This window comes from Massilia sp. Dwa41.01b (genome assembly GCF_014171775.1).
Lineage (GTDB): Bacteria > Pseudomonadota > Gammaproteobacteria > Burkholderiales > Burkholderiaceae_D > Telluria.
Map to the genome: position 1 here is coordinate 3,293,788 of NZ_CP050454.1, position 22,046 is coordinate 3,315,833.

General features: G+C 68.0%; 19 protein-coding genes and 5 pseudogenes. 16 read left to right on the forward strand and 8 right to left on the reverse strand.

Annotated features, from left to right (window positions below):
• Positions 1 to 64 precede the first annotated feature (64 nt).
• Positions 65 to 412: a DUF4870 domain-containing protein gene (locus tag G4G28_RS15070; protein ID WP_202033650.1), complete on the reverse strand. Its 348-nt coding sequence runs from the start codon at positions 410 to 412 to the stop codon at positions 65 to 67.
• A 280-nt stretch (positions 413 to 692) separates the two neighbouring features.
• A complete protein-coding gene (locus G4G28_RS15075) occupies positions 693 to 1,319 on the reverse strand; it encodes a glutathione S-transferase family protein (RefSeq protein ID WP_182988894.1) in 627 nt (208 codons plus the stop codon).
• A 178-nt stretch (positions 1,320 to 1,497) separates the two neighbouring features.
• Between G4G28_RS15075 and G4G28_RS26455 the strand changes: the two are divergent.
• From G4G28_RS26455 to G4G28_RS26465, 3 genes and pseudogenes are all read left to right on the forward strand, one after another.
• Positions 1,498 to 2,079: pseudogene (locus G4G28_RS26455) on the forward strand (M1 family peptidase); the annotation flags it as partial.
• 65 nt (positions 2,080 to 2,144) lie between these two features.
• Positions 2,145 to 3,077 carry a M1 family metallopeptidase gene (locus tag G4G28_RS26460; protein WP_229507659.1) on the forward strand — a complete coding sequence of 311 codons (933 nt, stop codon included), beginning with the start codon at positions 2,145 to 2,147 and terminating at the stop codon, positions 3,075 to 3,077.
• The gene (locus tag G4G28_RS26465) at positions 3,068 to 4,156 is read left to right on the forward strand and encodes an ERAP1-like C-terminal domain-containing protein (RefSeq protein ID WP_229507660.1); all 1,089 of its coding nucleotides are present in this window, start codon (positions 3,068 to 3,070) and stop codon (positions 4,154 to 4,156) included. The genes G4G28_RS26460 and G4G28_RS26465 overlap by 10 nt, the downstream gene beginning before the upstream one ends.
• On the opposite strand, the gene G4G28_RS26470 is transcribed toward G4G28_RS26465, so the two are convergent.
• Both G4G28_RS26470 and glpD read right to left on the reverse strand, forming a co-directional pair.
• Positions 4,095 to 4,664: a glycerol-3-phosphate dehydrogenase C-terminal domain-containing protein gene (locus tag G4G28_RS26470; RefSeq protein ID WP_229508097.1), complete on the reverse strand. Its 570-nt coding sequence runs from the start codon at positions 4,662 to 4,664 to the stop codon at positions 4,095 to 4,097. The two genes, G4G28_RS26465 and G4G28_RS26470, sit on opposite strands and share 62 nt — an antisense overlap.
• Positions 4,570 to 6,066: pseudogene (gene glpD, locus G4G28_RS15085) on the reverse strand (glycerol-3-phosphate dehydrogenase); the annotation flags it as partial. The pseudogene glpD and the gene G4G28_RS26470, both read right to left, overlap by 95 nt.
• Between glpD and G4G28_RS15090 the strand changes: the two are divergent.
• Both G4G28_RS15090 and G4G28_RS15095 read left to right on the forward strand, forming a co-directional pair.
• Positions 6,065 to 6,674, forward strand: a pseudogene (locus G4G28_RS15090) (phosphohydrolase). The pseudogenes glpD and G4G28_RS15090 overlap by 2 nt on opposite strands.
• Positions 6,664 to 7,500 carry a Sir2 family NAD-dependent protein deacetylase gene (locus G4G28_RS15095; protein ID WP_229507661.1) on the forward strand — a complete coding sequence of 279 codons (837 nt, stop codon included), beginning with the start codon at positions 6,664 to 6,666 and terminating at the stop codon, positions 7,498 to 7,500. Before G4G28_RS15090 ends, G4G28_RS15095 begins: the two are co-directional and overlap by 11 nt.
• Positions 7,501 to 7,812: 312 nt before the next feature.
• Here G4G28_RS15095 and G4G28_RS15100 read toward each other — a convergent pair.
• Positions 7,813 to 9,901 (reverse strand): annotated as a pseudogene (locus tag G4G28_RS15100) (ATP-dependent helicase).
• Between the two features lie 662 nt (positions 9,902 to 10,563).
• Between G4G28_RS15100 and G4G28_RS15105 the strand changes: the two are divergent.
• From G4G28_RS15105 to G4G28_RS15140, 8 genes are all read left to right on the forward strand, one after another.
• Positions 10,564 to 10,740: a hypothetical protein gene (locus tag G4G28_RS15105; protein ID WP_182988895.1), complete on the forward strand. Its 177-nt coding sequence runs from the start codon at positions 10,564 to 10,566 to the stop codon at positions 10,738 to 10,740.
• Between the two features lie 37 nt (positions 10,741 to 10,777).
• Complete coding sequence (locus G4G28_RS15110; RefSeq protein WP_183107540.1) at positions 10,778 to 11,344, forward strand: chromate transporter; 567 nt, start codon at positions 10,778 to 10,780, stop codon at positions 11,342 to 11,344.
• Between the two features lie 10 nt (positions 11,345 to 11,354).
• Complete coding sequence (locus G4G28_RS15115) at positions 11,355 to 11,936, forward strand: chromate transporter (RefSeq protein ID WP_182988896.1); 582 nt, start codon at positions 11,355 to 11,357, stop codon at positions 11,934 to 11,936.
• A 63-nt stretch (positions 11,937 to 11,999) separates the two neighbouring features.
• Positions 12,000 to 12,902 carry an S-formylglutathione hydrolase gene (gene fghA / locus G4G28_RS15120; RefSeq protein WP_374039738.1) on the forward strand — a complete coding sequence of 301 codons (903 nt, stop codon included), beginning with the start codon at positions 12,000 to 12,002 and terminating at the stop codon, positions 12,900 to 12,902.
• A gap of 183 nt (positions 12,903 to 13,085) precedes the next feature.
• Complete coding sequence (locus G4G28_RS15125; RefSeq protein WP_182988898.1) at positions 13,086 to 13,556, forward strand: Hsp20/alpha crystallin family protein; 471 nt, start codon at positions 13,086 to 13,088, stop codon at positions 13,554 to 13,556.
• A gap of 138 nt (positions 13,557 to 13,694) precedes the next feature.
• On the forward strand, positions 13,695 to 14,396 hold the full coding sequence (locus G4G28_RS15130; RefSeq protein ID WP_182991837.1) for a phosphoribosyltransferase: 702 nt from the start codon (positions 13,695 to 13,697) through the stop codon (positions 14,394 to 14,396).
• 739 nt (positions 14,397 to 15,135) lie between these two features.
• Positions 15,136 to 15,492, forward strand: a complete 357-nt coding sequence (locus G4G28_RS15135; RefSeq protein WP_229507662.1) for an SRPBCC family protein — start codon at positions 15,136 to 15,138, stop codon at positions 15,490 to 15,492.
• A gap of 91 nt (positions 15,493 to 15,583) precedes the next feature.
• On the forward strand, positions 15,584 to 16,924 hold the full coding sequence (locus G4G28_RS15140; protein ID WP_182988900.1) for an erythromycin esterase family protein: 1,341 nt from the start codon (positions 15,584 to 15,586) through the stop codon (positions 16,922 to 16,924).
• 35 nt (positions 16,925 to 16,959) lie between these two features.
• Here G4G28_RS15140 and G4G28_RS15145 read toward each other — a convergent pair whose 3' ends face one another.
• Together G4G28_RS15145 and G4G28_RS15150 are read right to left on the reverse strand one after the other, a co-directional pair.
• Positions 16,960 to 17,727 (reverse strand): hypothetical protein, encoded by a 768-nt coding sequence (locus G4G28_RS15145; protein ID WP_182988901.1) that lies wholly within the window; start codon positions 17,725 to 17,727, stop codon positions 16,960 to 16,962.
• A gap of 125 nt (positions 17,728 to 17,852) precedes the next feature.
• On the reverse strand, positions 17,853 to 18,500 hold the full coding sequence (locus G4G28_RS15150; protein WP_182988902.1) for a zinc ribbon domain-containing protein: 648 nt from the start codon (positions 18,498 to 18,500) through the stop codon (positions 17,853 to 17,855).
• 322 nt (positions 18,501 to 18,822) lie between these two features.
• On the opposite strand from G4G28_RS15150, the pseudogene G4G28_RS15155 reads away from it, so the two are divergent.
• From G4G28_RS15155 to G4G28_RS24790, 3 genes and pseudogenes are all read left to right on the forward strand, one after another.
• Positions 18,823 to 19,304, forward strand: a pseudogene (locus tag G4G28_RS15155) ((2Fe-2S)-binding protein).
• A gap of 36 nt (positions 19,305 to 19,340) precedes the next feature.
• On the forward strand, positions 19,341 to 20,996 hold the full coding sequence (locus tag G4G28_RS15160) for a xanthine dehydrogenase family protein molybdopterin-binding subunit (RefSeq protein ID WP_202033849.1): 1,656 nt from the start codon (positions 19,341 to 19,343) through the stop codon (positions 20,994 to 20,996).
• Entirely contained in the window at positions 20,894 to 21,553 is a 660-nt protein-coding gene (locus G4G28_RS24790; protein WP_210283263.1) for a molybdopterin cofactor-binding domain-containing protein, read from the forward strand. The genes G4G28_RS15160 and G4G28_RS24790 overlap by 103 nt, the downstream gene beginning before the upstream one ends.
• Positions 21,554 to 21,587: 34 nt before the next feature.
• Here the strand turns inward: G4G28_RS24790 and G4G28_RS15165 are convergent, their stop codons facing one another.
• Positions 21,588 to 21,947, reverse strand: coding sequence for a hypothetical protein (locus G4G28_RS15165; RefSeq protein WP_183107541.1), 360 nt, complete (start codon positions 21,945 to 21,947; stop codon positions 21,588 to 21,590).
• Positions 21,948 to 22,046: the final 99 nt, after the last annotated feature.

The following is a 22,046-nucleotide window of genomic DNA, read 5'->3' on the forward strand; positions in this document are numbered from 1 at the left end:
GTGCGTACAATGAAAACGGGCGGCAAGTGCCGCCCGTTTTTTTTCCGAACCCGCGTCCGCAGGTTTATTTGACCATGCGGATCGAGACCGGATAGCGGTAGGTCTCGCCATTGCTGGTCTTGACGGCGGCGACGATGGTCAGCACCAGGTTGGCCATCATGACGACCCAGAACAGGAGGATCCCGATCAGGACGAAGGTCAGGATGAAGCAGGCGAAGTAGGCAATCAGGACGGTGAGCTGGAAGTTCAGGGCTTCGCGCGCGTTGTCGGTCGTGAACTGGTCCTTCTCGTCTTTCTTGACCAGGTAGACGATCAGCGGCGCCAGCCAGCTGAAGAACAGGCCGCCAAGGTGGACCAGGATGGCGAGCGTCTTGTCGCCGCTCTGGACGGCAGGGGTCGTTGCATTTTCCATTGTTACTCTTTTCGAAGACATGGTGGTGGGTCGGCAGGGGCGGCTTGGCACCGTTTCCGACCTGCCATATCCTTGCCTCGACATCGACGGCCGCGATGCAGCCGCCGATTCATGCCGGATTATACGGTTAGTTTTCTTTCGGAAACTAACAGATTGTCACCACCAGATCGCTTTTCAAGGAATGCATGCCGCGCCGGTCACCATCGGGCGGCGTAGCCGCACCGCCTGCGTGGCCGCCGGCGCGCGACCGGGTTACCGCGACCGGGTTACCGCGACCGGGTTACCGCGACCCCATTGCCGAGGGACGCGCCGCGATGCGGTCGCGCCAGGCCTGCAGGTGCGCCATGCCCTCGTCGCCGGGGCGGAATTTCAGCAGGCCGCGGCCGAATTCGAGGGCGCAGAAAGCAGTGATGTCGGCGATCGTGAAGCGCGCGCCGGCGACATATTCCTGGCGCGCCAGGACCCCGTCCAGCCAGCGCGCGGTGATGCGCATCTTGTCGGCCTGGGCGCTGCCGAAGTCCCTGAACTGGGGCTGCTCGAGGGGCGCCAGGGCCGGATGGGTATGGCGCGCGCTGCTGGCTGTCTCCAGCAGCAGGTGCAGCTCCATGCGCCGGTCCGCCATTTCGATGAAGGCGCGCTCTTCGAAGTCGGCACCCATCAGGTTCGGTTCCGGATGCAGGCCTTCGAGGTAGGTGCAGATCGCGCGCGTTTCGCTGAGCACGCGGCCATCGTCGAACTCCAGGGCCGGTACGCGGCCGAGCGGGTTCTTCGCCAGGAAGCGTTCGCTGCGCTGTTCGCCGGCGAGGATATCGACCATTTCGGTATCGATGCCGGTGATGTCCTTTTCCAGGATGAACATGCTCACCCGGCGCGGGTTCGGTGCATGGCTGCTGATGTACAGTTTCATGGGTCTCCTTCGGGTTGGTGTGCTCGGGGTTGCGACTTCCGGATCATAGCGGCAAAACGCCCGCGCGGACGACAGGAAGCTTAACAAGTTGACATGTGCGGTCTTTGGCAGCAGTATCCCGGTCTGCCGATGGCCGCCGGAGCGCCGCCGTCACCGACCACCCTGACGAAAGAATCCCATGCAACGCCGCCTCATCGCTACCGCGCTCGCGCTCGCCTTTGGCCTGTCCGCCCTGCCCGCCTTGTCCACCCCCACCGCGCCGGCGCCGGCCACTGGCGCCGCCGCCCAGGTCACCACCCAGCTGCCGCGCGGTGTGCGCCCCCTGCACTACGATGTCGCGATCACGCCGGATGCAAAAGCCGCGCGCTTCACGGCGCAGGTCAGGATCATTCTCGAGATCACGGCGCCGACGAACAGCATTACCCTGAACGCCGCCGACCTCGCGTTCGCGTCGGCGACGCTGACGTCAAGCAGGGGCGCGTCGCTGACGGCCGCCGTCAGCACCGATGAGAAGGCGCAGACCGCCACCTTCCGCTTCCCGAAGGAGCTGCCGCGCGGACGCTACACGCTGGCGCTCGACTATGCCGGCATCATCGGCAGCCAGGCCGTCGGCCTGTTCTCGCTCGACTACGACACCCCGGGCGGCAAGCGCCGCGCCCTGTTCACCCAGTTCGAAAACTCCGATGCGCGCCGCATGATCCCGTCCCGGGACGAGCCGGCCTACAAGGCGAGCTTCGCGCTGCGGGCGACCGTCCCGGCCGGCGAGATGGCAGTCAGTAACATGCCCGAGCAGGCCCGCACGGCCCTGCCGGACGGCCGCGCCCCGTGCGCTTCGCCCCGACGCCGGCGATGTCGACCTACCTGCTGTTCTTCGCGCTCGGCGACTTCGAGCGCGCCACGACGACAGTCGACGGCACGGAACTGGGTGTCGTCACGCGCCGCGGCTCCCTGCCGCAGGCCGCGTTCGCGCTCGAATCGTCGGGCGCCATCCTGCGCGAATACAACGACTATTTCGGCGTGCGCTATCCGCTGCCCAAGCTCGACAACGTCGCCGGCCCGGGGCGCAGCCAGTTCTTCGGCGCGATGGAGAACTGGGGCGCGATCTTCACCTTCGAATACGCGCTGCTGCTCGACCCGGCCATCTCGACCCAGCGCGACAAACAGGAGATCTTCGCCACCGCCGCCCACGAGATGGCCCACCAGTGGTTCGGCGACCTGGTAACGATGCGCTGGTGGGACGACCTGTGGCTCAACGAAGGCTTCGCGTCGTGGATGGAATCGCGCATGACGGCGCGCCTGCACCCGGAATGGAACACGGCGCTCGACACCGTCAACGGGCGTGACGCTGCCATGCGCCGCGATGCCCTTGCCACCACCCACCCGGTGGTGCAGCATGTGGCCACCGTCGAACAGGCCAGCCAGGCCTTCGACGAAATCACCTACCAGAAGGGCGAGGCGGTGATCCGCATGCTCGAAGCCTATGTCGGCGAGGATGCCTGGCGCCGCGGCGTGCGCGCTTACATGCGCGAACACGCCTACGGCAACACGGCATCGAACGACCTGTGGCGCCAGATCGAACGCGCGGCCGCGCGGCCGGTGACGCAGATCGCCCATGACTTCACGCTGCAGCCCGGCGTGCCGCTGGTGCGCGTGGCTCTACCCGTCTGCAAGGGCGGCAAGATGACAATCGCCCTCGCCCGGAAGAATTCTCGCGCGACCAGCCGGGCCGCAAGCCGCTGTCCTGGCACGTGCCGGTGATCGCCGCCGCGGCCGGGACCAGGGAACAGGCGCGCACCGTGCTCGCCGCCGGCAAGGGCAGCCTCACACTGCCCGGCTGCGGCCCGGTCGTGGTGAACGCCGGCCAGAGCGGCTACTACCGCACGCTCTACGCACCCGCTGCGTTTGCCCCGCTGGCGGGACGCTTCGCGACGCTGGCGCCGATCGACCAGATCGGCCTCCTGGCCGATACCGGGCGCTCGGTTTCGCCGGCCTGCAGCCCGCGTCGAACTTCCTCGACCTGGCCGCGGCCACGCCGCCGGGCGCCGCACCCCCAGTGGGCACGCGTCGCCATCGGCTACGACGATCTGCTGGCGATGTACGGCGGCGACAAGGCCGGCAGCGCACGCCTGGCCAGCCACGCGATCGCGCGCCTGGCGCCGGTCATGGCGCAGGTCGGCTGGACTGCCAGCCCGGGCGAGGCGACGTCAACGGCCACCTTGCGCGAGCGCCTGATCGCCACCCTCAGCCACCTGGGCGACCCGGCCACGATCGCCGAGGCACGCCGCCGTTACCGCGCGATGGACAGCGACCCGCAGGCCGTGCCCGGCGCGCTGCGCAAGACCATCCTGGCCGTGGTCGCCGAACACGCGGACGGAGCGACCTGGAACGATCTGCACGCCGCCGCCCGCGCGGAAAAATCGCCGATGGTGAAGGACGCCATGTATATCCTGCTGGCCTCGCCGCGCGATCCGGCCCTGGCCGCACGCGCGCTGGCGCTGGCACTGACCGAGGAACCGGGGGCGACGAACGGAGCGGCGATGATCGATGCGGTGTCGCGCCTGCATCCGGACCTGGCGGTCGACTTCACGCTGGCGAACCTGGAGGCCGTCAACGCGCGCGTGGATGCGAGTTCGCGCAGCCGCTACGTGCCGACGCTGGCCGACGGGTCCGTCCTGCCGGCGACGGCGGACAAGCTGCGGGCCTACGCCGAGGCCCACATCGCACCGCAGGCAAGGCGCGATGCGGAGACGGCGATCGCCGCGATCGGCGACCGTATCAAGGTGCGCCGCGAGCGCCTGCCGGAGATCGACGCCTGGCTGGCGCGCCACGCGCAGTAAAGCCGCCCGCGGCGAACGCGGGAGCATGCGGCAGCGCGCTGGGGTGCGTGCTCCCGATGCGGGCGACGATGCGATCGCCCGCGCCCTGCCGCCATCGCGGCGCCGGGCCGCCCTTCGTCAGACCGCCATCTCCGCCTGGCGCGCGCCCATCCACTGCTCCAGCCGCGTCGCGCTGCCCGGTGCCGTGAAGGCCCAGCTTGGTGCGCCGCCACAGGATGTCGGCGGCGCCCCTCGCCCACTCGTGCGCCATCAGGTAATCGATCTCGGCCGCGTAAAGGCCGGGCAGCACTTCCTCTCGCAGGTCGGCCAGGCCATTGCAGCGTGCCAGCAGGGTATCGATGCGGGTGCCGTAGGCGCGCGTAACGCTCGAGCAGGCGCGGCGGCAGCCAGCGGTAGCGCTGGCCCGGCGGCTGCGCCAGGCGTCGAATTCGAGTACGCCGCGCTTGTCGGGCCCGGCGCCGAACAGGTCGCCGCCCGGCAGGCAGGCTTGTGCGGTCCAGCCCGGCATTGGGCGGCCTGGTGCCGGGGCGAGCACGCCGGCCAGCAGGTCGACCGCCTCCCTCGGTCAGCAGCTTGCGGCTGGTGGTGATCTTGCCGCCAAACACCGACAGCAGCGGCGCACCGTCGCGGTCGAGCCCGAGGCGATAGTCGCGCGTGGCGGCAGCGGCGCTGGCGGCGGCATCCTCGACGAGCGGCCGCACGCCCGAATAACTCCACAGCACGTCGGCGGGACTGATGGAACGCGTGAAATAGCGGTTCGCCAGCTGGCACAGGTAGGCGGTTTCCTCATGACTGATGGCGACATTGTCGAGTTCGCCCCGGTAATCGACGTCGGTGGTGCCGATCAGCGTGAACGCTTCCTCATAGGGCAGCGCGAACACGATGCGCCCGTCCGGGTGCTGGAAGATATAGGCATGCGGATGGGCGAACAGGCGCGGCACGACGATGTGGCTGCCCTTGATGAGCCGCAGGGTGCCGGCGGCGGGGACGGCGGTCGCGCCTTCCGAAACGCGCCGCCCGGGGCCCGGTGGCGTTGACCAGGCAGCGCCCCTGACCTGCAGGCGCCTGCCCTCGCCTTCCAGCACCACGTTCCAGTGGCTGGCCCCGCGCTGGGGCGGCCCGCAGCGGGTGCGGGTGAGCACGCGCGCTCCGCGCTCGCGCGCATCGAGGGCATTCAGGACCACCAGGCGCGCGTCGTCGACCCAGCCGTCGGAATACATGAAGGCACGCGTGAAGCGCGGCAGCAAGGGAGCGCCGGCGGGATGGCCGCGCAGCGCGATCGCATGCGAACCGGGCAGGAATTCGCGCGGCGCCAGGCGGTCGTAGAGGAAGAGGCCGGCGCGGATCAGCCAGGCCGGGCGCGCTCCTGCCCCCTTCTCGGCGTCGTGCGGCATGATAAAGCGCAGCGGGCGCATGATGTGGGGCGCGCTGCGCAGCAGGGTTTCGCGCTCGAGCAGGGCCTTGCGCACCAGCCTGAACTCGTAGTGCTCCAGGTAGCGCAGGCCGCCGTGGATCAGCTTGCTCGAGGCCGAGGACGTGTGGCTCGCCAGGTCATCCTTCTCGCACAGCAGCACGCGCAAGCCGCGCCCGGCGGCGTCGCGCGCAATGGCCGCACCGTTGATGCCGCCACCGACGACGAGCAGGTCGCAATCGTGGCGCCTGACAGCGCGGTCTCGTGCTTCTTCCAAGGCGTCCTCCTCAAGGTTCGCAACCGATCCAGTGTAGGCGTGCACGCTCGTGCCATCTTCGCATAGATCAAGCGCGGGCCGGCGGGGCGCATCGTCGTTCCCGGATGCATCACCGCCGCGGCCGGCACGCAGCCGCGGCGCCGGGCCGCTCCTGTGTAAAATGGGGCATGACGACTCCTGCATCTTGCCAACCATGACCCAGCAGCGCGCCTGGGTCCGCATGCCTTCCGGCAGGCGCCTCGACCTGTTGAACCCGACCCCCTTCGACTGGGAAGACGCCGACCTCGCCCTCGGCCTGGCCCGCACCTACCGCTGGGGCGGCCATTCGGCCTGGCCCTTGCCGCTGTCCGTGGCCCAGCATTCGATCAGCGTGATGCTGCTGGGGCGCGCCGCCCTGGGGGCGGGTCGAGCCCCTGACCGAGCTGCGCGAACTGCTGCACGACGCCGAGGAAGGCCTGCTCGGCTTCGACGCCCTGTCCGTCATCAAGCCCTTCCTGGGCGAGGGTTTCCGCGCGTTGACGAAGCGGCTCGAGCACATGGTCTTCCTGCGCTATGGCTTGCCGTCCTGGACTGCGGCAGACCACGCCCGCCACAAGCGCGCCGACCGCCTGGCCGCCGCCAGCGAGGCGGTGCACGTGGCGGGCTGGTCGCGCGAGGAAGTGCGGCGCACGCTGAAGATCCAGGCGGCGGTGCTGGAAGAAGACCCGTTGGCGGCGGTGTATGGCGGCAGGCCACGGGAACCCTGGCCGCCGGGGCTGGCCTGCGAGCGCTTCCTGGCCGAGCTGGGCCGTCTGATGCAGCTCGTGGGAGGGTCCGCCGATGGCGCATGAGGACGGCGGCATGGTGCATGAACACGACCTGGCCCGCGCAGCCGCGCTGCTGCGGTCGGCCAAAGCCCTGCTGGTCTGCGCCGGCGCCGGCATGGGAGTCGATTCCGGCCTGCCTGACTTCCGCGGCAACACCGGATTCTGGCAAGCTTATCCAGGGTTGCATGCCGCCGGCATCGCCTTTCACGAGATCGCCAACCCGGCCAGCTTCGCAAGCGACCCGCGGCTCGCCTGGGGTTTCTACGGGCACCGCCTGGCACTCTACCGCGCAACGCGGCCGCATGCCGGTTTCGCCATCCTGCGCCGCCTGGGCGCGCGCGTGGACGGCGGCGCCTTTGTCTTCACCAGCAATGTCGACGGCCATTTCGGCCGCGCAGGTTTTTCAAGTGACGGTATCATCGAATGCCACGGCTCGATCCATCACCTGCAATGCACCCTGCCCTGCAGCGACGCCATCTGGCCGGCCGACGAGATCAATCCGGAAGTCGACACGGTGCACTGCCGCCTGCTTTCGCCGCTGCCACGCTGTCCGCAGTGCGGGGCGCTGGCGCGGCCGAATATCCTGATGTTCAACGACAGTGCCTGGATCGAGACGCGTACCGAAGCGCAGTATGCGCGCATGCGGCACTGGCGCAGGCAGGCCTGCGGACTGGTGGTGGTCGAACTCGGTGCGGGCGTCGACATTCCCTCCGTGCGCCGCATGGGCGAAGCCCAGGGAGCGCCGCTCATCCGCATCAACCCGCGCGCGCCGCAGCTGGACGGACATGCCGGCGTCGCGCTGGGGCATGGCGCGCTGGCATCGTTACAAGCGATAGAGAAATTGATTTAACTCAAACTAATCTGCTAAGCCCTTGATTTCATTGGTATTCGTTTGATATCCACAAGAAATGTGGATAAGTGTGTGGACAAGGGCCACTTGACAAGCGGGAAGTGCAGTAATGATGCGGGTTTCAACAAATTGCCCATTCCGAAGGCAAAATTCAAATCCTTGAAAATCAAGGACTTGCACGTGCACTGTTTTGGCACCTGCACTCCGCATCAGCAAATTCCTACAAAGTCCTACAACGGGGGATAAGTCAGCAGATCCGGTTGTCGGGCGCCGCAACCGCATGGCCTTGCGCGGCGCTTGTCTGCGCGCCACTCACTTCCACGCATTGCGGGCCCGGTCGCGTACCAGCATGCGCACGCTGTCGGGCATCGGCAGTGTCGACTTCGCCGTCTCCGCCGTGATCCAGACGCATTCTTCGAAATGCTTGAGCATGGCCGGCGTCACGAAGCGGGTGCGCGCCGCGTACACGTGGCGGTCGCCCATCTGCGCCTGCTGCTTGATGAAGAAGCGGTTCGGCACCACCAGGTGCAGGTGCTCCTTGGCGCGCGTCATCGCCACATACAGCAGGCGCCGTTCCTCCTCGATCTCTTCCGCACTGCCGGTGCTCATGTCGGACGGAATGCAGCCGTCGACCACGTTAAGCACGTGCACCGACTTCCACTCCTGCCCCTTGGCCGAGTGGATCGTCGACAGGATCACGTAGTCCTCATCGAGCAGTGGCGGACCGGCGCGGTCGCTGGTTGCTTCCGGCGGGTCCAGCGTGATCTCGGCGAGGAAGGTTTCGCGGGTGCCGTAGCCGCCGGCAAGCTGCACCAGCTGCTCGAGGTCGGCCGCGCGCACCGGGCGTCGTCGTGCAGGCGCTCCAGGTGCGGGGTGTACCACTCTTTGGCGAGCTCGAGGTCGGCTGGCCAGCGCAGCCCCGGCGTACGCAGGCGCCGGTACAGGGTCACGAAGGCATCCCAGTCGCCGCGGCATTTCGCCGGCACCTCGAAAGCGGCGACGGCGTCCGCCGCTTCCGGCGCCTCGGCCACCGCGTCGAGCAGGCGCGTGGCGGTAGCCGGGCCGATGCCGGGGATGAGCTGGGCGACCCGGAAACCGGCCATGCGCCCGTTCGGATTCTGGGCAAAGCGCAGCAGGGCCAGCAGGTCCTTGATGTGCGAGGCTTCCAGGAATTTCAGGCCGCCAAACTTCACGAACGGGATATTCCGGCGCATCAGTTCGAGTTCCAGCGCCGCGCTGTGGCTGGCCGCGCGGAACAGCACGGCCTGGTTCGTCAGCTTGATGCCCGCGTCGCGGTGCTCGAGAATGCGCTTGCAGACCCAGCGCGCCTGCTCGGCTTCGTCTGGAATGAGTACCAGTTGCGGCAGGTTGCTGGCCGCCTTGTCGGTCCAGAGCGTCTTCGCATGGCGTTCCAGCGCCGCCGCGATCACGGCGTTCGAGGCGTCCAGGATGGGTTGCGTCGAGCGGTAGTTGCGCTCGAGCGTGATCACCTGCGCGCTCTGGCTGAACTGCCCGGGAAAATCGAGGATGTTGCGCACGGTGGCGCCGCGGAAGGAATAGATCGACTGGGCATCGTCGCCCACCACCATCACGCCCTCCCCGCCCGGCTTCATGCCGGTGATGATGGCCGCCTGCAGGCGGTTGGTGTCCTGGTATTCGTCGACCAGCACATGGTCGAACAGGGCGCCGAGTTCTGGCCCCAGTTCCGGATCGGCCGCCATCTCGGCCCAGAACAGCAGCAGGTCGTCGTAGTCGAGCACGTTCTGTTCCTGCTTGGCGTCGACATAGGCGCCGAACAGGCGTTTCAGTTCCGGTTCCCACTCGCTGCACCAGGGGAAGGTACTCTGCAGCACGACGTCGAGCGGTTCGCGCGCATTGACCACCCGCGAATAGATCGACAGGCAGGTGCCTTTCAGGGGAAAGCGCTTCTGGGTCCCGGTCAGGCCGATCTCGTGGCGCACCAGGCCCATCAGGTCTTCGGAATCGCCGCGGTCGTGGATCGTGAACGATTCGTCCAGGCCGATGCGGCCGGCATACTCGCGCAGCAGGCGTGCGCCGATGCTGTGGAAGGTGCCGGCCCAGGGCAGGCTGATGCTGCCGTCGCTCCTCGCCTTCATGACGCGTGCCAGCACATTGCCCGCGCGCCGCGTCATCTCGCCGGCGGCGCGCCGCGAAAGGTCAGCAGCAGGATGCGCTGCGGGTCGGCGCCGCTCATGATCAGGCGCGCGACCCGGTGCGCCAGCGTGTTCGTCTTGCCCGAACCGGCTCCGGCCACCACCAGCAAGGGACGGCTGGCGGCGGCCCCGATGTCATGCTCGACAGCGGCGCGCTGCTCGCGGTTCAGGCTGGCAAAAGGGTCGTCGCCGACAGCGGCGGGTTCGGGAAGGACGGCAGAGGACATGGATGCATGACAGTTGGGAAACCACGCAACTGTACATTTGTCCAGTGGAGGTCGGCAAGTGCATTTTACGACGATGGCCTTGCGCAATGTCGTGCAAACCACGCAGGGTGCATGAGCGCAGTTAAAGCGAAGTCGGACGCTTCTGCGCTAAGTCTTCGGAATTAAAGAACTTTTCCAGATATCCACAAAGTCTGTGAATAACTTTGTGGACAAGGCGGGACTTGACAGCCCGGAAGCGCGGCCGGATGCGGCTTTCAACAATTTGCCCAATCCGCGTGCAGAGCGCAAAACGCGAAAAATCAAGGACTTGCAGGTAGTTGTCCAGAAAGGTGGTGCAAGGCCGTGATGATAAAAAAAAGAAACATTTGTGTATAACCGCAGGACCCTACGTGACATAAAAATGTCTGTTTGATATCAGATTCTAGTTTCTTGGGGAAACTTTGTAGAACCGGACGGCCTTGGCGGGGGGCCGCGGCCCGCGGCACGCTGGTGCCCGGGCTCCGGCATCACGCGCGTGTCACGCCGGTACCGGCGCCGGCCATGCACGGATACGCGGCTGCCGGCATCGTGGAGCAACCCGGCCGAGCCGGCCCAGCGTGGCGCCGCGCGCCTGCGCCGCGCACTAGAATGGTCCCGTTGTCGACCCTACCTGCGAGGCACCCATGTCCACGACTCCCGAACCAGACCTGAACCCCGGCGACGAAGCCGCTCCCGGCACGCCCGGCGCCGGCGAAGACGTCTGCGAAGCCTGCGCCGGCAGCGGCAAGCTCGGCGACGGCAAATCCTGCCCCATGTGCGGCGGCAGCGGGCGCGTGATGCGCGGTATCGGCGGCGGTTGACCGCCATGGTTTGCACGGCGGGCAGGCGGGTCGCCTGATGCCGCACCCCCTCGCCCACCCGCGCCCGGCCTCGCTGTCCGCGCTGTTCCTCGCCTTCACGCTGCTGGCCCTGCAAGGGTTCGGCGGGGTGCTGGCGGTCGTCCAGCGCGAGCTCGTCGAGCGGCGCGGCTGGCTCAGCCGGGAAGAATTCGTCGAGGATTGGGCCGTGGCGCAGATCATGCCGTGGCCGAACGTCGTCAACCTGTCGATGATGATCGGCGCCCGCTACTTCGGGCTGCGCGGCGCCCTCGTCGCATTGGCCGGCATGCTGGCGCTGCCGCTGCTGGTCGTGCTCCTGCTTGCCACCTTGCATGCACGTTTTGCCGGCAATCCCCAAGTAGCCGGCGCCCTGCGCGGCATGGCCGCCGTCTCGGCCGGCCTGATCGCGGCTGCCGGCCTCAAGCTGTCGCTGGCGCTGAAGCGCAATCCCCTGCCGCTGCCCTGGTGCGTGCTGCTCTGCGCGCTCGGCTTCATGCTGGTGGCACTGCTGAAACTCCCGCTCGTGCTGGTCCTGCTTGGCCTGGGCGGACCTGGCTGCGTACTGGCCTGGCGTCGCCTGGCCTGACGAACTGCCCATGGACACGACGCTGCACATCACCCTGAGCTGGCACGACTGGCTGAACCTGTTCTTCCACTACCTGCTGCTGTCGATGATGTCGCTTGGCGGCGCCATCTCGACGACCGCCGACATGCACCGTTTCCTGGTCGAGCAGCAAGGCTGGCTGACCCAGGCCCAGTTCAACGATGCGATCGCCATTGCCCAGGCGGCGCCGGGACCCAACGTGCTCTTCGTCGCCCTGATGGGCTGGCAGGTGGGAATGAACGCAGGCAGCCTTGCCGCCGCGTGGCTGGGCGTGGCCACAACCATGACGGGCATCCTGCTGCCTTCCACCATCTTCACCTACCAGGTGGCGCAGTGGGGCCACCGCAACCGCGAGCTGCGCGCCGTGCGCGCCTTCAAGGGGGGCATGGCCCCGGTCGTCATCGCGCTGCTGCTGTCGACCGCATGGATTCTCGCCACCGCCGGCGGCGCGGACAGCAACTGGCGGCTCTGGCTGCTTGCCCTGGGCAGCTGCCTGGTCATCTGGCGCACGCGCCTGCACCTGCTGTGGATACTTGCCGCGGGCGCACTGCTGGGCGCGCTCGGGATCGTCTAGCCTGCGCTGCGCGGTGCATGCCGAACTGGCATACTCCCGCAATCGACCACGACGGATCTTCCCATGCCACAGCTTCTCAGCGAACATGCCTGCTTCGGCGGATTGCAGCGCTTCTACCAGCACGATTCCAGCGCCATCGGCCTGCCGATGCGTTTTTCAATCTACCTGCCACCCGGCGCCGAGGGCCGCCCGCTGCCCGTGCTGTTCTATCTTGCCGGCCTGACCTGCACCGAAGAGACCTTCGCCATCAAGGCCGGCGCCCAGCGCGTGGCCGCCGAGGAGGGCCTCATCCTGGTCGCGCCGGACACCAGCCCGCGCGGCGCGCAGGTCCCGGGCGAGGCCGACAGCTGGGACTTCGGCGTGGGGGCCGGCTTCTATATCGACGCCAGCCAGGCGCCGTGGTCGCGCCACTACCGCATGGACAGCTACATTCTCGAACTGCGCGAACTGGTGCTGCGCGAATTCGGTGCCGACCCGGCCCGTTGCGGCATCTTTGGCCATTCGATGGGCGGACATGGGGCGCTGACGATGGCGCTGAAGCATCCCGAGCTGTTCCGCTCGGTGTCGGCCTTTGCGCCGATCGCCGCGCCGAGCCGCTGCCCCCGGGGCGAGAAGGCCTTCACGGGCTACCTTGGGAGGACCGCGCCGCCTGGCGGGCGCACGATGCGACCGAACTGGTGGCAAGCGGCCCGGTGCGCTTCCCCGGCGGCATCCTCGTTGACCGGGCATGGCCGACAAGTTCCTGCCAGAGCAGCTCCATCCGGACGCCTTCGAAGCGGCCTGCCGCGCCGCCGGCCAGCCGCTGACCCTGCGCCGCCACCCCGGCTACGACCACGGCTACTACTTCATCGCCAGTTTCGTCGAAGACCACCTGCGCTTCCACCGCCGCCAGCTCGGCTGAGCACACGGCGGCTGCGCCGGGCGCCAACCAGTCCCGGCGCAGCCGGCTGCCAGGTCACAGCTTGACCACGCTCGTGGCAAGCGGTTCCCGGTTGCCGCACCCTTCCTGCCCCTGCGCAAAGCTGCCTCCGCACGAGGGCAGCCCCCTTCCGCCCGCCTTGAAATCGCCGCCGCCCTGCCCTATAAATGAAGGGCGGCAGCCCGCCGCACACCATCCCAAACGTTCATTGCGAGGAAAGGAGGCCGATCATGAATCTCGTCAGGAGAGCGGGTACGCCACTGCCCGCATATCGTCCCGGTTCGTTCAAGGACGGCTTCGCCCGCCTCGTCGACAACATGTTCCAGGACTTCTTCGCGCCCCTGGCGCAAGGCGGCAATGCCATGGATGGCAGCACCGGCATGCCGCGCCTGGACATGACCGAAAGCGAACAGGCCTACGACATCCAGGCCGAGATGCCGGGTGTGGACAAGGAAGACCTGAAGGTCGCGATCGACGGCACGCGCGTCACCATCGAGGGAGAATGCCGCAAAGCAAACGAGCGGCGCGAGGGCGAAAACGTGGTGTATTCTGAACGCTCGGCACGCAAGTACGTGCGCAGCTTCACGCTGCCGACCGAGATCGACGATACCGCCGCGCAGGCCAGGCTGGAGAACGGCGTCCTGCACCTGACCCTGCCTAAAAAACAGGGCAAGGGGGCACGGCGGCTGGAGATCCACTAAGGTCAGGCGCGTGACGCCAGGCGCTGGCGGGCGCGACGCCATGCGCCGATGGGCGCGCCGCTGGGGGCTGACGGGCGCGCCGATGGAGGCGCCATCGGCGCCACGGTCAATGCCGGCCACGGCCGGACGGAGCATGCGATGGCGGACCTTCCACGCTTCAGGAACCGCGCGCAGGCCGGCAAGCAGCTCGCCGGCGCGCTCGCGGCCGAGGTGCGCGGCTGCGACGCCATCGTCCTGGCCCTGCCCCGTGGCGGCGTGCCAGTCGGCTTCGCCGTCGCCATGACGCTCGGCCTCGCGCTCGACATCCTGATCGTGCGCAAGCTGGGGCTGCCCGCCCAGCCCGAGTTTGCCATCGGCGCCGTCGGCAGCGGCGGCGTGCGGGTGCTCCAGCCGGGCGTGCCCGGATTGATGGGCGTCACGCAGGACGAGGTCGAGGCGATCGCCGCGCGCGAATTGGCCGAGATCGGGCGGCGCGCCCGTCTCTACCGCGGCGAGCGACCCGAACCCGACCTGGCCGGGCGCACGGTGCTGCTGGTCGACGATGGCATCGCCACCGGCTCGACCATGCTGGCGGCGGTCGAGGTGGCGCGGCGCCGTCGCGCCGCACGCGTGCTCGTGGCGGCGCCTGTCGCGCCGCCCGCCACGCTGGCCAGTTTGCGGGCACACGCCGATGGGGTGGCCTGCCTGCTGGCACCGCCGCGCTTCTTCGCGGTCGGGCAATGGTACGAACGGTTCGACCAGACGAGCGACGAGGAAGTGCAGGATCTGCTGGCGATGGCCTGGCGCAGCCGGGCCACGGGCCAGATTGAAACGCAACCTAACCGAGAGGAACGAACATGAGCATGAACACGCGACATCCGACCACCACCGAAACCAATATCGAAGCGTCCGACCTGGTCAAGCTGCTCGGTGGCGCCGCCGCCGGCGCCCTCCTGATGTACATGCTCGACCCGGACCGCGGCGGTGCCCGCCGTGCCAGCTCGACGGCAGCGATCCGCAACGCGGGTTCGCGCACCGGCAGTGTGCTGGGCAATGCCGTCCATGGCATTGGCGAGCGCATCGGCCTGGCCGCGCGCGAAGCGGGCGACACCGCGAGCGACCTGTTGGGCAGCGCCGGCAGCACCGCGCGCGACTACATGGACGAAGCCGGTACGCGCACCAGCCGCATGCTGGAATCGGCCAAGCCGAACGGCTCGGCACGCCGCACCCTTGACGACACGATGGATTCCGCCTCGCGCATGGCCGGCTCGGCCGCCGACAGTGCCGACGCCGCCGCTTCCCGCCTGGGCCGCCTGGCCAGCCAGGCCGCCGGCAGCGTGATGGGCGCCCTCAACGTGCACGGCCGCGACGACCTCTCTTCCCTGCTGCGCAACCCGGCGGTGGTCGGCGGCGGCCTGCTCGGCCTGTTCGGGCTGATGCGCCGTTCGCCGGTAGCCGCGGCGCTGGGCCTGGCCGGCTTGGCGCTGGCCGCGCGCAGCGGCGGCGGCCAGGGCCTGTCGAACCTGCTGGGCCTGGGGGCGGCCGCGGCCAGAGCATCGAGCTCGAAAAATCGATCCGCATCGACGCCTCGCCTGACGAGGTGTACGAACTGTGGAGCAACTACGAAAACTTCCCGCGCTTCATGTCGCACGTCGTCGAAGTGCGCGACATCGGCCGCCGCCGCTCGCACTGGGTGGTGCAGGGCCCGGCTGGCACCCAGTTCGAATTCGACTCCGTGCTGACCGAGCAGTCGAAGAACCGCCGCCTGGCCTGGCGCAGCGAACCGGGTGCCCAGATCCCGAACGCCGGCTCGGTCGAGTTCGAACCCTACCGCGGCGGCACCCGCGTCACCGTGCGCCTGTCGTACACGCCGCCGGCCGGCGTGCTCGGCCACGGTCTGGCATCGCTCTGGGCTCGGACCCGAAACGCCAGATGGACGACGACCTGGCGCGCATGAAGCACTTCATCGAGCGCGGCGTGATTCCGCACGATGCTGCCATGCGCGACAAGTCGAGCAGCCGCTTCCTGCACTGAGGCGAGGCGATCCGATGACGAGCGCGATCGACATCAGCGCGGCGGCCCTGGCGGCCGCTGCCCGGCCGCTGACGGGCGGGCCGGGCGACTACGACGCCCTGCTGCAGCTGGTGGGCGATGCCCGCTTCGTCCTCATCGGCGAAGCGACCCACGGCACCCACGAGTTCTACGAGGAACGGGCGCGCATCACCCAGCGCCTGATCCGCGAAAAGGGCTTTACGGCCGTGGCGGTCGAGGCCGACTGGCCGGACGCCTACCGCGTCAACCGCTACGTGCGCGGCCAGGGCCAGGACGGCAGCGCCAACGAGGCCTTGTCCGGCTTCGAGCGCTTCCCGTCCTGGATGTGGCGCAACACCGATGTCGAACGCTTCGTCGACTGGCTGCGCACGCATAACGAGGGTAGCGGAGCCGACGCGCAGGTCGGCTTCTATGGACTCGACCTGTACAGCCTGTTCACCTCGGTGCGGGAAGTGCTGAACTACCTGGAAGAAGTCGACCCGCAAGCGGCGGCCGAAGCACGCCAGCGCTATGCCTGCTTCGACCACTACGGCGAGGACAGCCAGCAGTACGGCTACGCGGCCGGCATCGGGCTGTCCGAGTCCTGCCAGAAAGGTGTGCTGACCCAGCTTGCCCACCTGCAGGCCAGCGCCCTCGACTACATGCAGGCCGACGGCGGATCGAGCGAAGACGCCTTCTTCTACGCCCAGCAGAACGCGCGCCTGGTGAAAAACGCCGAGGAATACTATCGCACCATGTTCCGCGGCCGGGTCTCATCCTGGAACCTGCGCGACAGCCACATGGCGGAAACGCTGGACGCGCTGGCCAAGCACCTGTCGCGCGACGGCACCCCGGCGAAAATCGTCATCTGGGAGCACAACTCCCATATCGGCGATGCCCGCGCCACCTACATGGGCGGCCTCGGGGAATGGAACCTGGGCGAACTGGCGCGCAAGGCCTACCCTGGCGAAACCTGCCTGATCGGGTTCTCGACCTATGACGGCCACGTGACGGCGGCTTCGGAATGGGATGGACCGGCCGAACACAAGCGGGTACGTCCGGCCATGCCCGGCAGCTACGAGGAATTGCTGCACCACGTGGGCCTGCCCCGCTACTACCTGAACCTGCGCGACGACAGCAGCGTGCGCCGCATCATGCTCGAGCGGCGCCTGGAGCGGGCCATCGGCGTGCTCTACCTGCCGCGCAGCGAACGCCAGAGCCATTACTTCGATGCCAAAATGGCCGAGCAGTTCGACGCCATCATCCACATCGACCGCACCGAAGCCCTGGTCCCGCTCGACGCCACGAGCGGCTGGCACTCGGGCGAGCCGCCGGAGACTTACCCGGAAGGCATCTAGCCGATCAGCCGGATTGCCGTCCTGGCCCGTGCAGCTTACGGCGCCGCGGCGGCGTCGAAGACGGCCGGGTCGATTGTCAGGCCGACCTTGACCGATACCGGCTCGGTCACCATCACGCTCTGCAGCTTCTGGACAATGGGGACGCGCGAGTACAGCACCAGCGGCTCGTTCTGCACATCGGTCAGCGTACCCGGCTTCAGGTCCGCAACGCACAAGTCGGTGATCAGCGCTTGCGTGTTCGGCAGCATCGGCATGCATTTGACGGCATGGCCCTTGACCATGCGTGGCTCGGTAAACAAATGCTCCCGCGACTTTTCGGGCGGCAGGTTCCACTCCTGTGGCGGCTCGCTGTAGCGCTTGCCCTGCGCATCTACGCCGGCGTCATACATCTTGCCGTCGCGGATCAACTGGGTATTCGAGGTTTTTTCCAGGTAGGTGCGGCAACTGAATGCCGGTTCGTCGACCTCGGCGTGATAAGTAAAGTGTTCTTCCTTGACGAGGTAAGCCTTGCCGTCGCTGGTGTAGGTCTTGCGCTCGGTGATGTAATCGGCCGGTGGCTGCAGCATCGGCGCCGGCGGCCCCATGCCCTTGGCCTTGCGCACACCAGCGCACATTTCGTAGATTCCCCGATACATCTTGTGGTACTCCGCCACCGATTCCGGGCGCTCCACCGTCACGATCTCGTAGGAGCGGGCACCTGATGAACCTGGCTGTCCAAGCGCGGCGTCCTGCCCATCCGTCCTGGAGCAGGCGCAGAGGCCTGCGCACACGGCGCCTGCGAACAGGACGCCGGAAAATGTCATTCGCATGTCAACCTTGTCGGAAATGCAGTCCTGTTGCGTTCCAGGCGCGCGTGTCCCGCCGCTCCGGGCAGCGTCCTCACCTGGCATGCCGCAGGCACGCTTGGCGGCAGGCGCGACGCGCCCGCTCAAGCCTGGCGCTCGCCGCAGTCGGTACAGAACTTGGTACCGGGCTGCAGCATCGTCGAGCAGGCGCGGCAGGCCACCTGCTGCGCGGTCTTGTGGCCGCACTCCGGGCAGAATTTCGCGCCGTGGGTCTCGGCCCGGCATTGCGAGCAGACCAGCTGCATGTCCGCCGTCACGTCGTGGCGCCCGCCGCGCACCTGGCCTTCGGCAGTCGCCTTTTCCGATGCCGCATGGACCTCGCCCTGGGCGCGCGCCTGGGTGATCTTCACCTGCACGTTCGGTGCGCAGTTGAAGCACAGGCCGTTGGCCGTGTCGAAGCACTGGCTGCAGACATAGTCATGGCAGTTGCCGCAGCGGTTGAAATGGGCCTTGCCGGCAGCCACGGCTTCGGTGAAGGCTTCGTCGCGCGACGAGTGCCAGCCGGCTTCGGCCATGCTGCCGAGCACGCTGCCGGCATTGCCCAGCAAACCGCCGAACATGCTGGCGCCCTTTTGCAGCCAGCCCGAAGCCTGGGCGCTGCGGTAGGGCTTGAAGTGGGTACGCCAGCGATCGCTGCAGCGTTCGCAGTAAAACTCGAACTGGAAACCGGCGTCGACGCCTGTCGAGTTGCTCAGGTCGCGGTAGTTGTTGGCAAACTGCATTTCGGACATAGACGGGCATGGTTGGTTAACACGGAGCAGCGATTATAACTAGTTAGCAAATAAACAGCTTGTGGACCGGTACCTCAGCCGCTCCGGCGTCGCGCCCGCACCACGTTTGCGCTGCATTCGGCGCGTGGCGCATGGGCCGCCGCGGGCCGGCTGGACCAGGGGAGCCGCATCGATGCCGACTTCCAGGCTGTTTCAGGAATTCCTGCAACAATTCCCTAACAATAAAACTTGCCCGGCGCCACCGCTCCGGCGGGCTGTTTTGGTAGGATGCTCGGGTTTATCCTCAGGCAATTCTCGAGCAATTCTCAGGCAAGGAGCAGTAATGAGTCGCACTACGCTGAACATCAATGGCAAGCCGCGCCAGGTCGATGTCGAACCGGATACCCCCCTGCTGTGGGCCCTGCGCGACACACTCGGCCTCGTCGGCAGCAGCAGTACGGCTGCGGCGCCGGCCAGTGCGGCGCCTGCACCGTGCACGTCGACGGCGCACCGGCCCGTTCGTGCCTGCTCCCCGTGTCCAGCCTGGGCAAGGCGAAGATCACGACCATCGAGGGCCTCGACAAGGAGCACCGCCATCCGCTCCAGCTCGCCTGGCAGGAACTGGACGTGCCGCAATGCGGCTACTGCCAGGCCGGCCAGATCATGAGCGCCTGCGCCCTCCTGAAACAGCATCCGAAACCGACCGACGCCCAGATCGACGAGGCCATGGCCGGCAACCTGTGCCGCTGCGCCACCTATACCCGCATTCGCGCCGGCATCCACCGTGCCGCCGAGATCGCTGGCAACGGGAAAGGCAAGAAATGAGCGCTCCCACCTCCCCTTCGCGCCGCGGCTTCCTGCGTGCGGGGGCGCGGCCGGTGCCCTCGTGATCGGCATGCACCCTCCGGCCTGCTGGCCGCACCGACCGCCGGCTCGCCCGCAGCCGGCGCCGATGCTTCCTTCGCACCGAACGTCTTCATCCGCATCGACCGCAAGGGCATCGTCACCCCGGTGTCGAAACAGCCCGAAATCGGCCAGGGCATCAAGACCTCGCTGCCGATGGTGATCGCCGAGGAACTCGAGATCGACTGGCGCGACGTGCGCATCGTCCAGGGCGACCTCGACCCGGCCTACGGCAGCCAGGGCGCCGGCGGCTCGACCTCGACCCCGACCAACTACAACGACTTCCACCGCCTCGGCGCCACCGCGCGAACGATGCTGGTGCAGGCCGCGGCCCAGACCTGGGGCGTGCCCGCGAGCGAATGCAGCGCCGCGCATGGTGCCGTCCTGCACGGCCCGAGCAAGCGCAAGCTCGGCTACGGCGCCCTGGTGCCTGCGGCCAGGGAGCTCGCCTTGCCCGACGCCGCCGCCGTCCAGCTGAAGGATCCGTCCACCTACACCCTGCTGGGAACGCGCATCGGCGGTGTCGACAATGCGGCCATCGTCAGCGGCAAGCCGCTGTTCGGCATCGACGTGCAACTGCCCGGCATGCTGTACGCGGTCTACGCGAAGTGCCCGGTATTCGGCGGCAAGCCGGTGAGCGCCAATCTCGACGCCGTGAAAGCCCTGCCGGGCGTGAAGGACGCCTTCATCGTCGAAGGCACGGCCAACCTGAACGGCCTGCGCCCGGGCGTGGCGATCGTCGCCACCTCGACCCTGGCCGCGTTCAAGGCGCGCCGCGCGCTCGCCGTGCAGTGGGACGAAGGCGCGGGCAGCACCCACAGCTGGGCCGGCTTCACGGCCCAGGCGCAGGCGGCCGCCGGCAAGCCCGGCGCCACGGTCCTGCGCCAGGATGGCGACGTGCAGGCCGCCCTGCAGGGCGCAGCCAGGACGGTCGCGGCCAGCTACAGCTATCCCTTCATCTCGCACGCGAGCATGGAGCCGCAGAACTGCACGGCATGGTTCAAGCCGGGTTCGGCTGGCGAAGCGGGCCAGCTGGAACTGTGGGCGCCGACCCAGAACCCGGGCGCCGGCCAGGCCCTGGTCAGCACGACCTTCGGCATCCCGAAGGACAACATCGTGCTGCACATCATTCGCAGCGGCGGCGGCTTCGGCCGGCGCCTGAGTTCCGACTTCATCGTCGAGGCGGCCGCGATCGCGCAGAAGGTGGGCGCGCCAGTGAAACTCACCTGGACCCGCGAAGACGACCTGCAGCACGACCATTTCCGCGCCGGGGCTTCCACCACCTGCGCGGCGGCCTCGATGCGCAAGGCAAGCTGGTGGCCTGGCACAACCACTTCGTCACCTTCGCCAACCGCGTCGAGCGCGAGGGCAAGAGCATCCTGCAACCGGGCAGCGGCGGCTCGCTGTCGGGCGACGAGTTTCCGGGCCGCTGGCTGGCCAACTGCCTGCTGGAACAGACCGCGCTCGAATGCCGCATCCCGATGGGACCGTGGCGCGCACCGGGCAGCAATGTGTTTTCCTGGGTGTTCCACAGCTTCATCGACGAGCTGGCCCATGCAGGCGGGCGCGATCCGATCGCCTTCCGCCTGGAGCTGCTGGGCGACAAGGATGTGATTCCGGGCACCGGAGAACGTGGACAGCCGTACAGCGTCAGCCGCATGCGCAATGTGCTGAAGGAAGTGGCCGAGCGCTCGGGCTGGGGCAAGCGCAGCTTCAAACGCGGCCAGGGTGCCGGCGTTGCCTTCCACTTCAGCCACCGTGGCTACGTGGCGGAAGTGGCCGAGGTCACGGTGTCGCGCGATGGCAAGCTGACCGTCGACCGTGTCGTGGTGGTGACCGACATCGGCGCCCAGATCGTCAACCTGAGCGGCGCGGAAAACCAGGTGCAGGGTTCGGTGATCGATGGCCTGTCGACCTTGCTATACCCGGAACTGGACATCGAAGGCGGCCGCGTAGTGCAGAGCAACTTCCACGAATACGGCCTGCTGCGCATGCCGGACACGCCGACGCAGATCGACATCCACTTCCTGAAGACCGACTACCCGGTCACGGGACTCGGCGAACCGGTGTTGCCGCCGCTGGCGCCGGCTGTCTGCAACGCGATCTTCGCCGCCACGGGAAAACGCGTGCGCCAGCTGCCGCTCGCCAAAACCGACCTGAGCTGGAGCTGAACGCGCACCCGCGCCTGGCCCGGCCAGGGTAGGCTCAGGTGCTGGCGTGGCCGGGATCGGTCGCGCCCGGCGGATCGCGCGCGACGTCGATGTCGTGGGCGCCGTGGCGTGCGAGGATGGCCGCGGCGCGCTCCGACTGCGCGGCGTCGGCCGCGCCCACCGTCATCACGCAATGCGCGGTGCCGTGGGCGTGGGGCGCGAAGACGTCCTTGTAGTCGGTACCGCCCTTGACGGAGGGCGTGTCGCCCACCAGGAAGTTGCCCTGGCCGGGACCCGCCTCGTCGGAGGTCACGGCGATCTCGATACCGGCGCGGTCGAAACCCTCGGCCAGTAATTCCTTGCGGGCGCTGTCCGCGCCCTCGAACGTGCTGAACACGCGTACGATCTGGTTCATGTCTGCTCCAATGTCACGGTTGATCCCACCGTACCAGAATCGACTGCGGCGCGGCGCCCGCACGCCTGCCCGGTCCGCGCCGGGGCGCTGCTGTGCGCC

Bases quoted from the DNA above. Each gene is read 5' to 3' on its own strand.
- G4G28_RS15070 (WP_202033650.1), bottom strand. From the start codon at position 412: ATGGAAAATGCAACGACCCCTGCCGTCCAGAGCGGCGACAAGACGCTC.
- G4G28_RS15075 (WP_182988894.1), bottom strand. From the start codon at position 1,319: ATGAAACTGTACATCAGCAGCCATGCACCGAACCCGCGCCGGGTGAGC.
- G4G28_RS26470 (WP_229508097.1), bottom strand. From the start codon at position 4,664: ATGCCGGGCTGGACCGCACAAGCCTGCCTGCCGGGCGGCGACCTGTTC.
- G4G28_RS15095 (WP_229507661.1), top strand. From the start codon at position 6,664: ATGGCGCATGAGGACGGCGGCATGGTGCATGAACACGACCTGGCCCGC.
- G4G28_RS15105 (WP_182988895.1), top strand. From the start codon at position 10,564: ATGTCCACGACTCCCGAACCAGACCTGAACCCCGGCGACGAAGCCGCT.
- G4G28_RS15110 (WP_183107540.1), top strand. From the start codon at position 10,778: ATGCCGCACCCCCTCGCCCACCCGCGCCCGGCCTCGCTGTCCGCGCTG.
- G4G28_RS15115 (WP_182988896.1), top strand. From the start codon at position 11,355: ATGGACACGACGCTGCACATCACCCTGAGCTGGCACGACTGGCTGAAC.
- fghA (WP_374039738.1), top strand. From the start codon at position 12,000: ATGCCACAGCTTCTCAGCGAACATGCCTGCTTCGGCGGATTGCAGCGC.
- G4G28_RS15125 (WP_182988898.1), top strand. From the start codon at position 13,086: ATGAATCTCGTCAGGAGAGCGGGTACGCCACTGCCCGCATATCGTCCC.
- G4G28_RS15130 (WP_182991837.1), top strand. From the start codon at position 13,695: ATGGCGGACCTTCCACGCTTCAGGAACCGCGCGCAGGCCGGCAAGCAG.
- G4G28_RS15140 (WP_182988900.1), top strand. From the start codon at position 15,584: ATGACGAGCGCGATCGACATCAGCGCGGCGGCCCTGGCGGCCGCTGCC.
- G4G28_RS15145 (WP_182988901.1), bottom strand. From the start codon at position 17,727: ATGACATTTTCCGGCGTCCTGTTCGCAGGCGCCGTGTGCGCAGGCCTC.
- G4G28_RS15150 (WP_182988902.1), bottom strand. From the start codon at position 18,500: ATGTCCGAAATGCAGTTTGCCAACAACTACCGCGACCTGAGCAACTCG.
- G4G28_RS15165 (WP_183107541.1), bottom strand. From the start codon at position 21,947: ATGAACCAGATCGTACGCGTGTTCAGCACGTTCGAGGGCGCGGACAGC.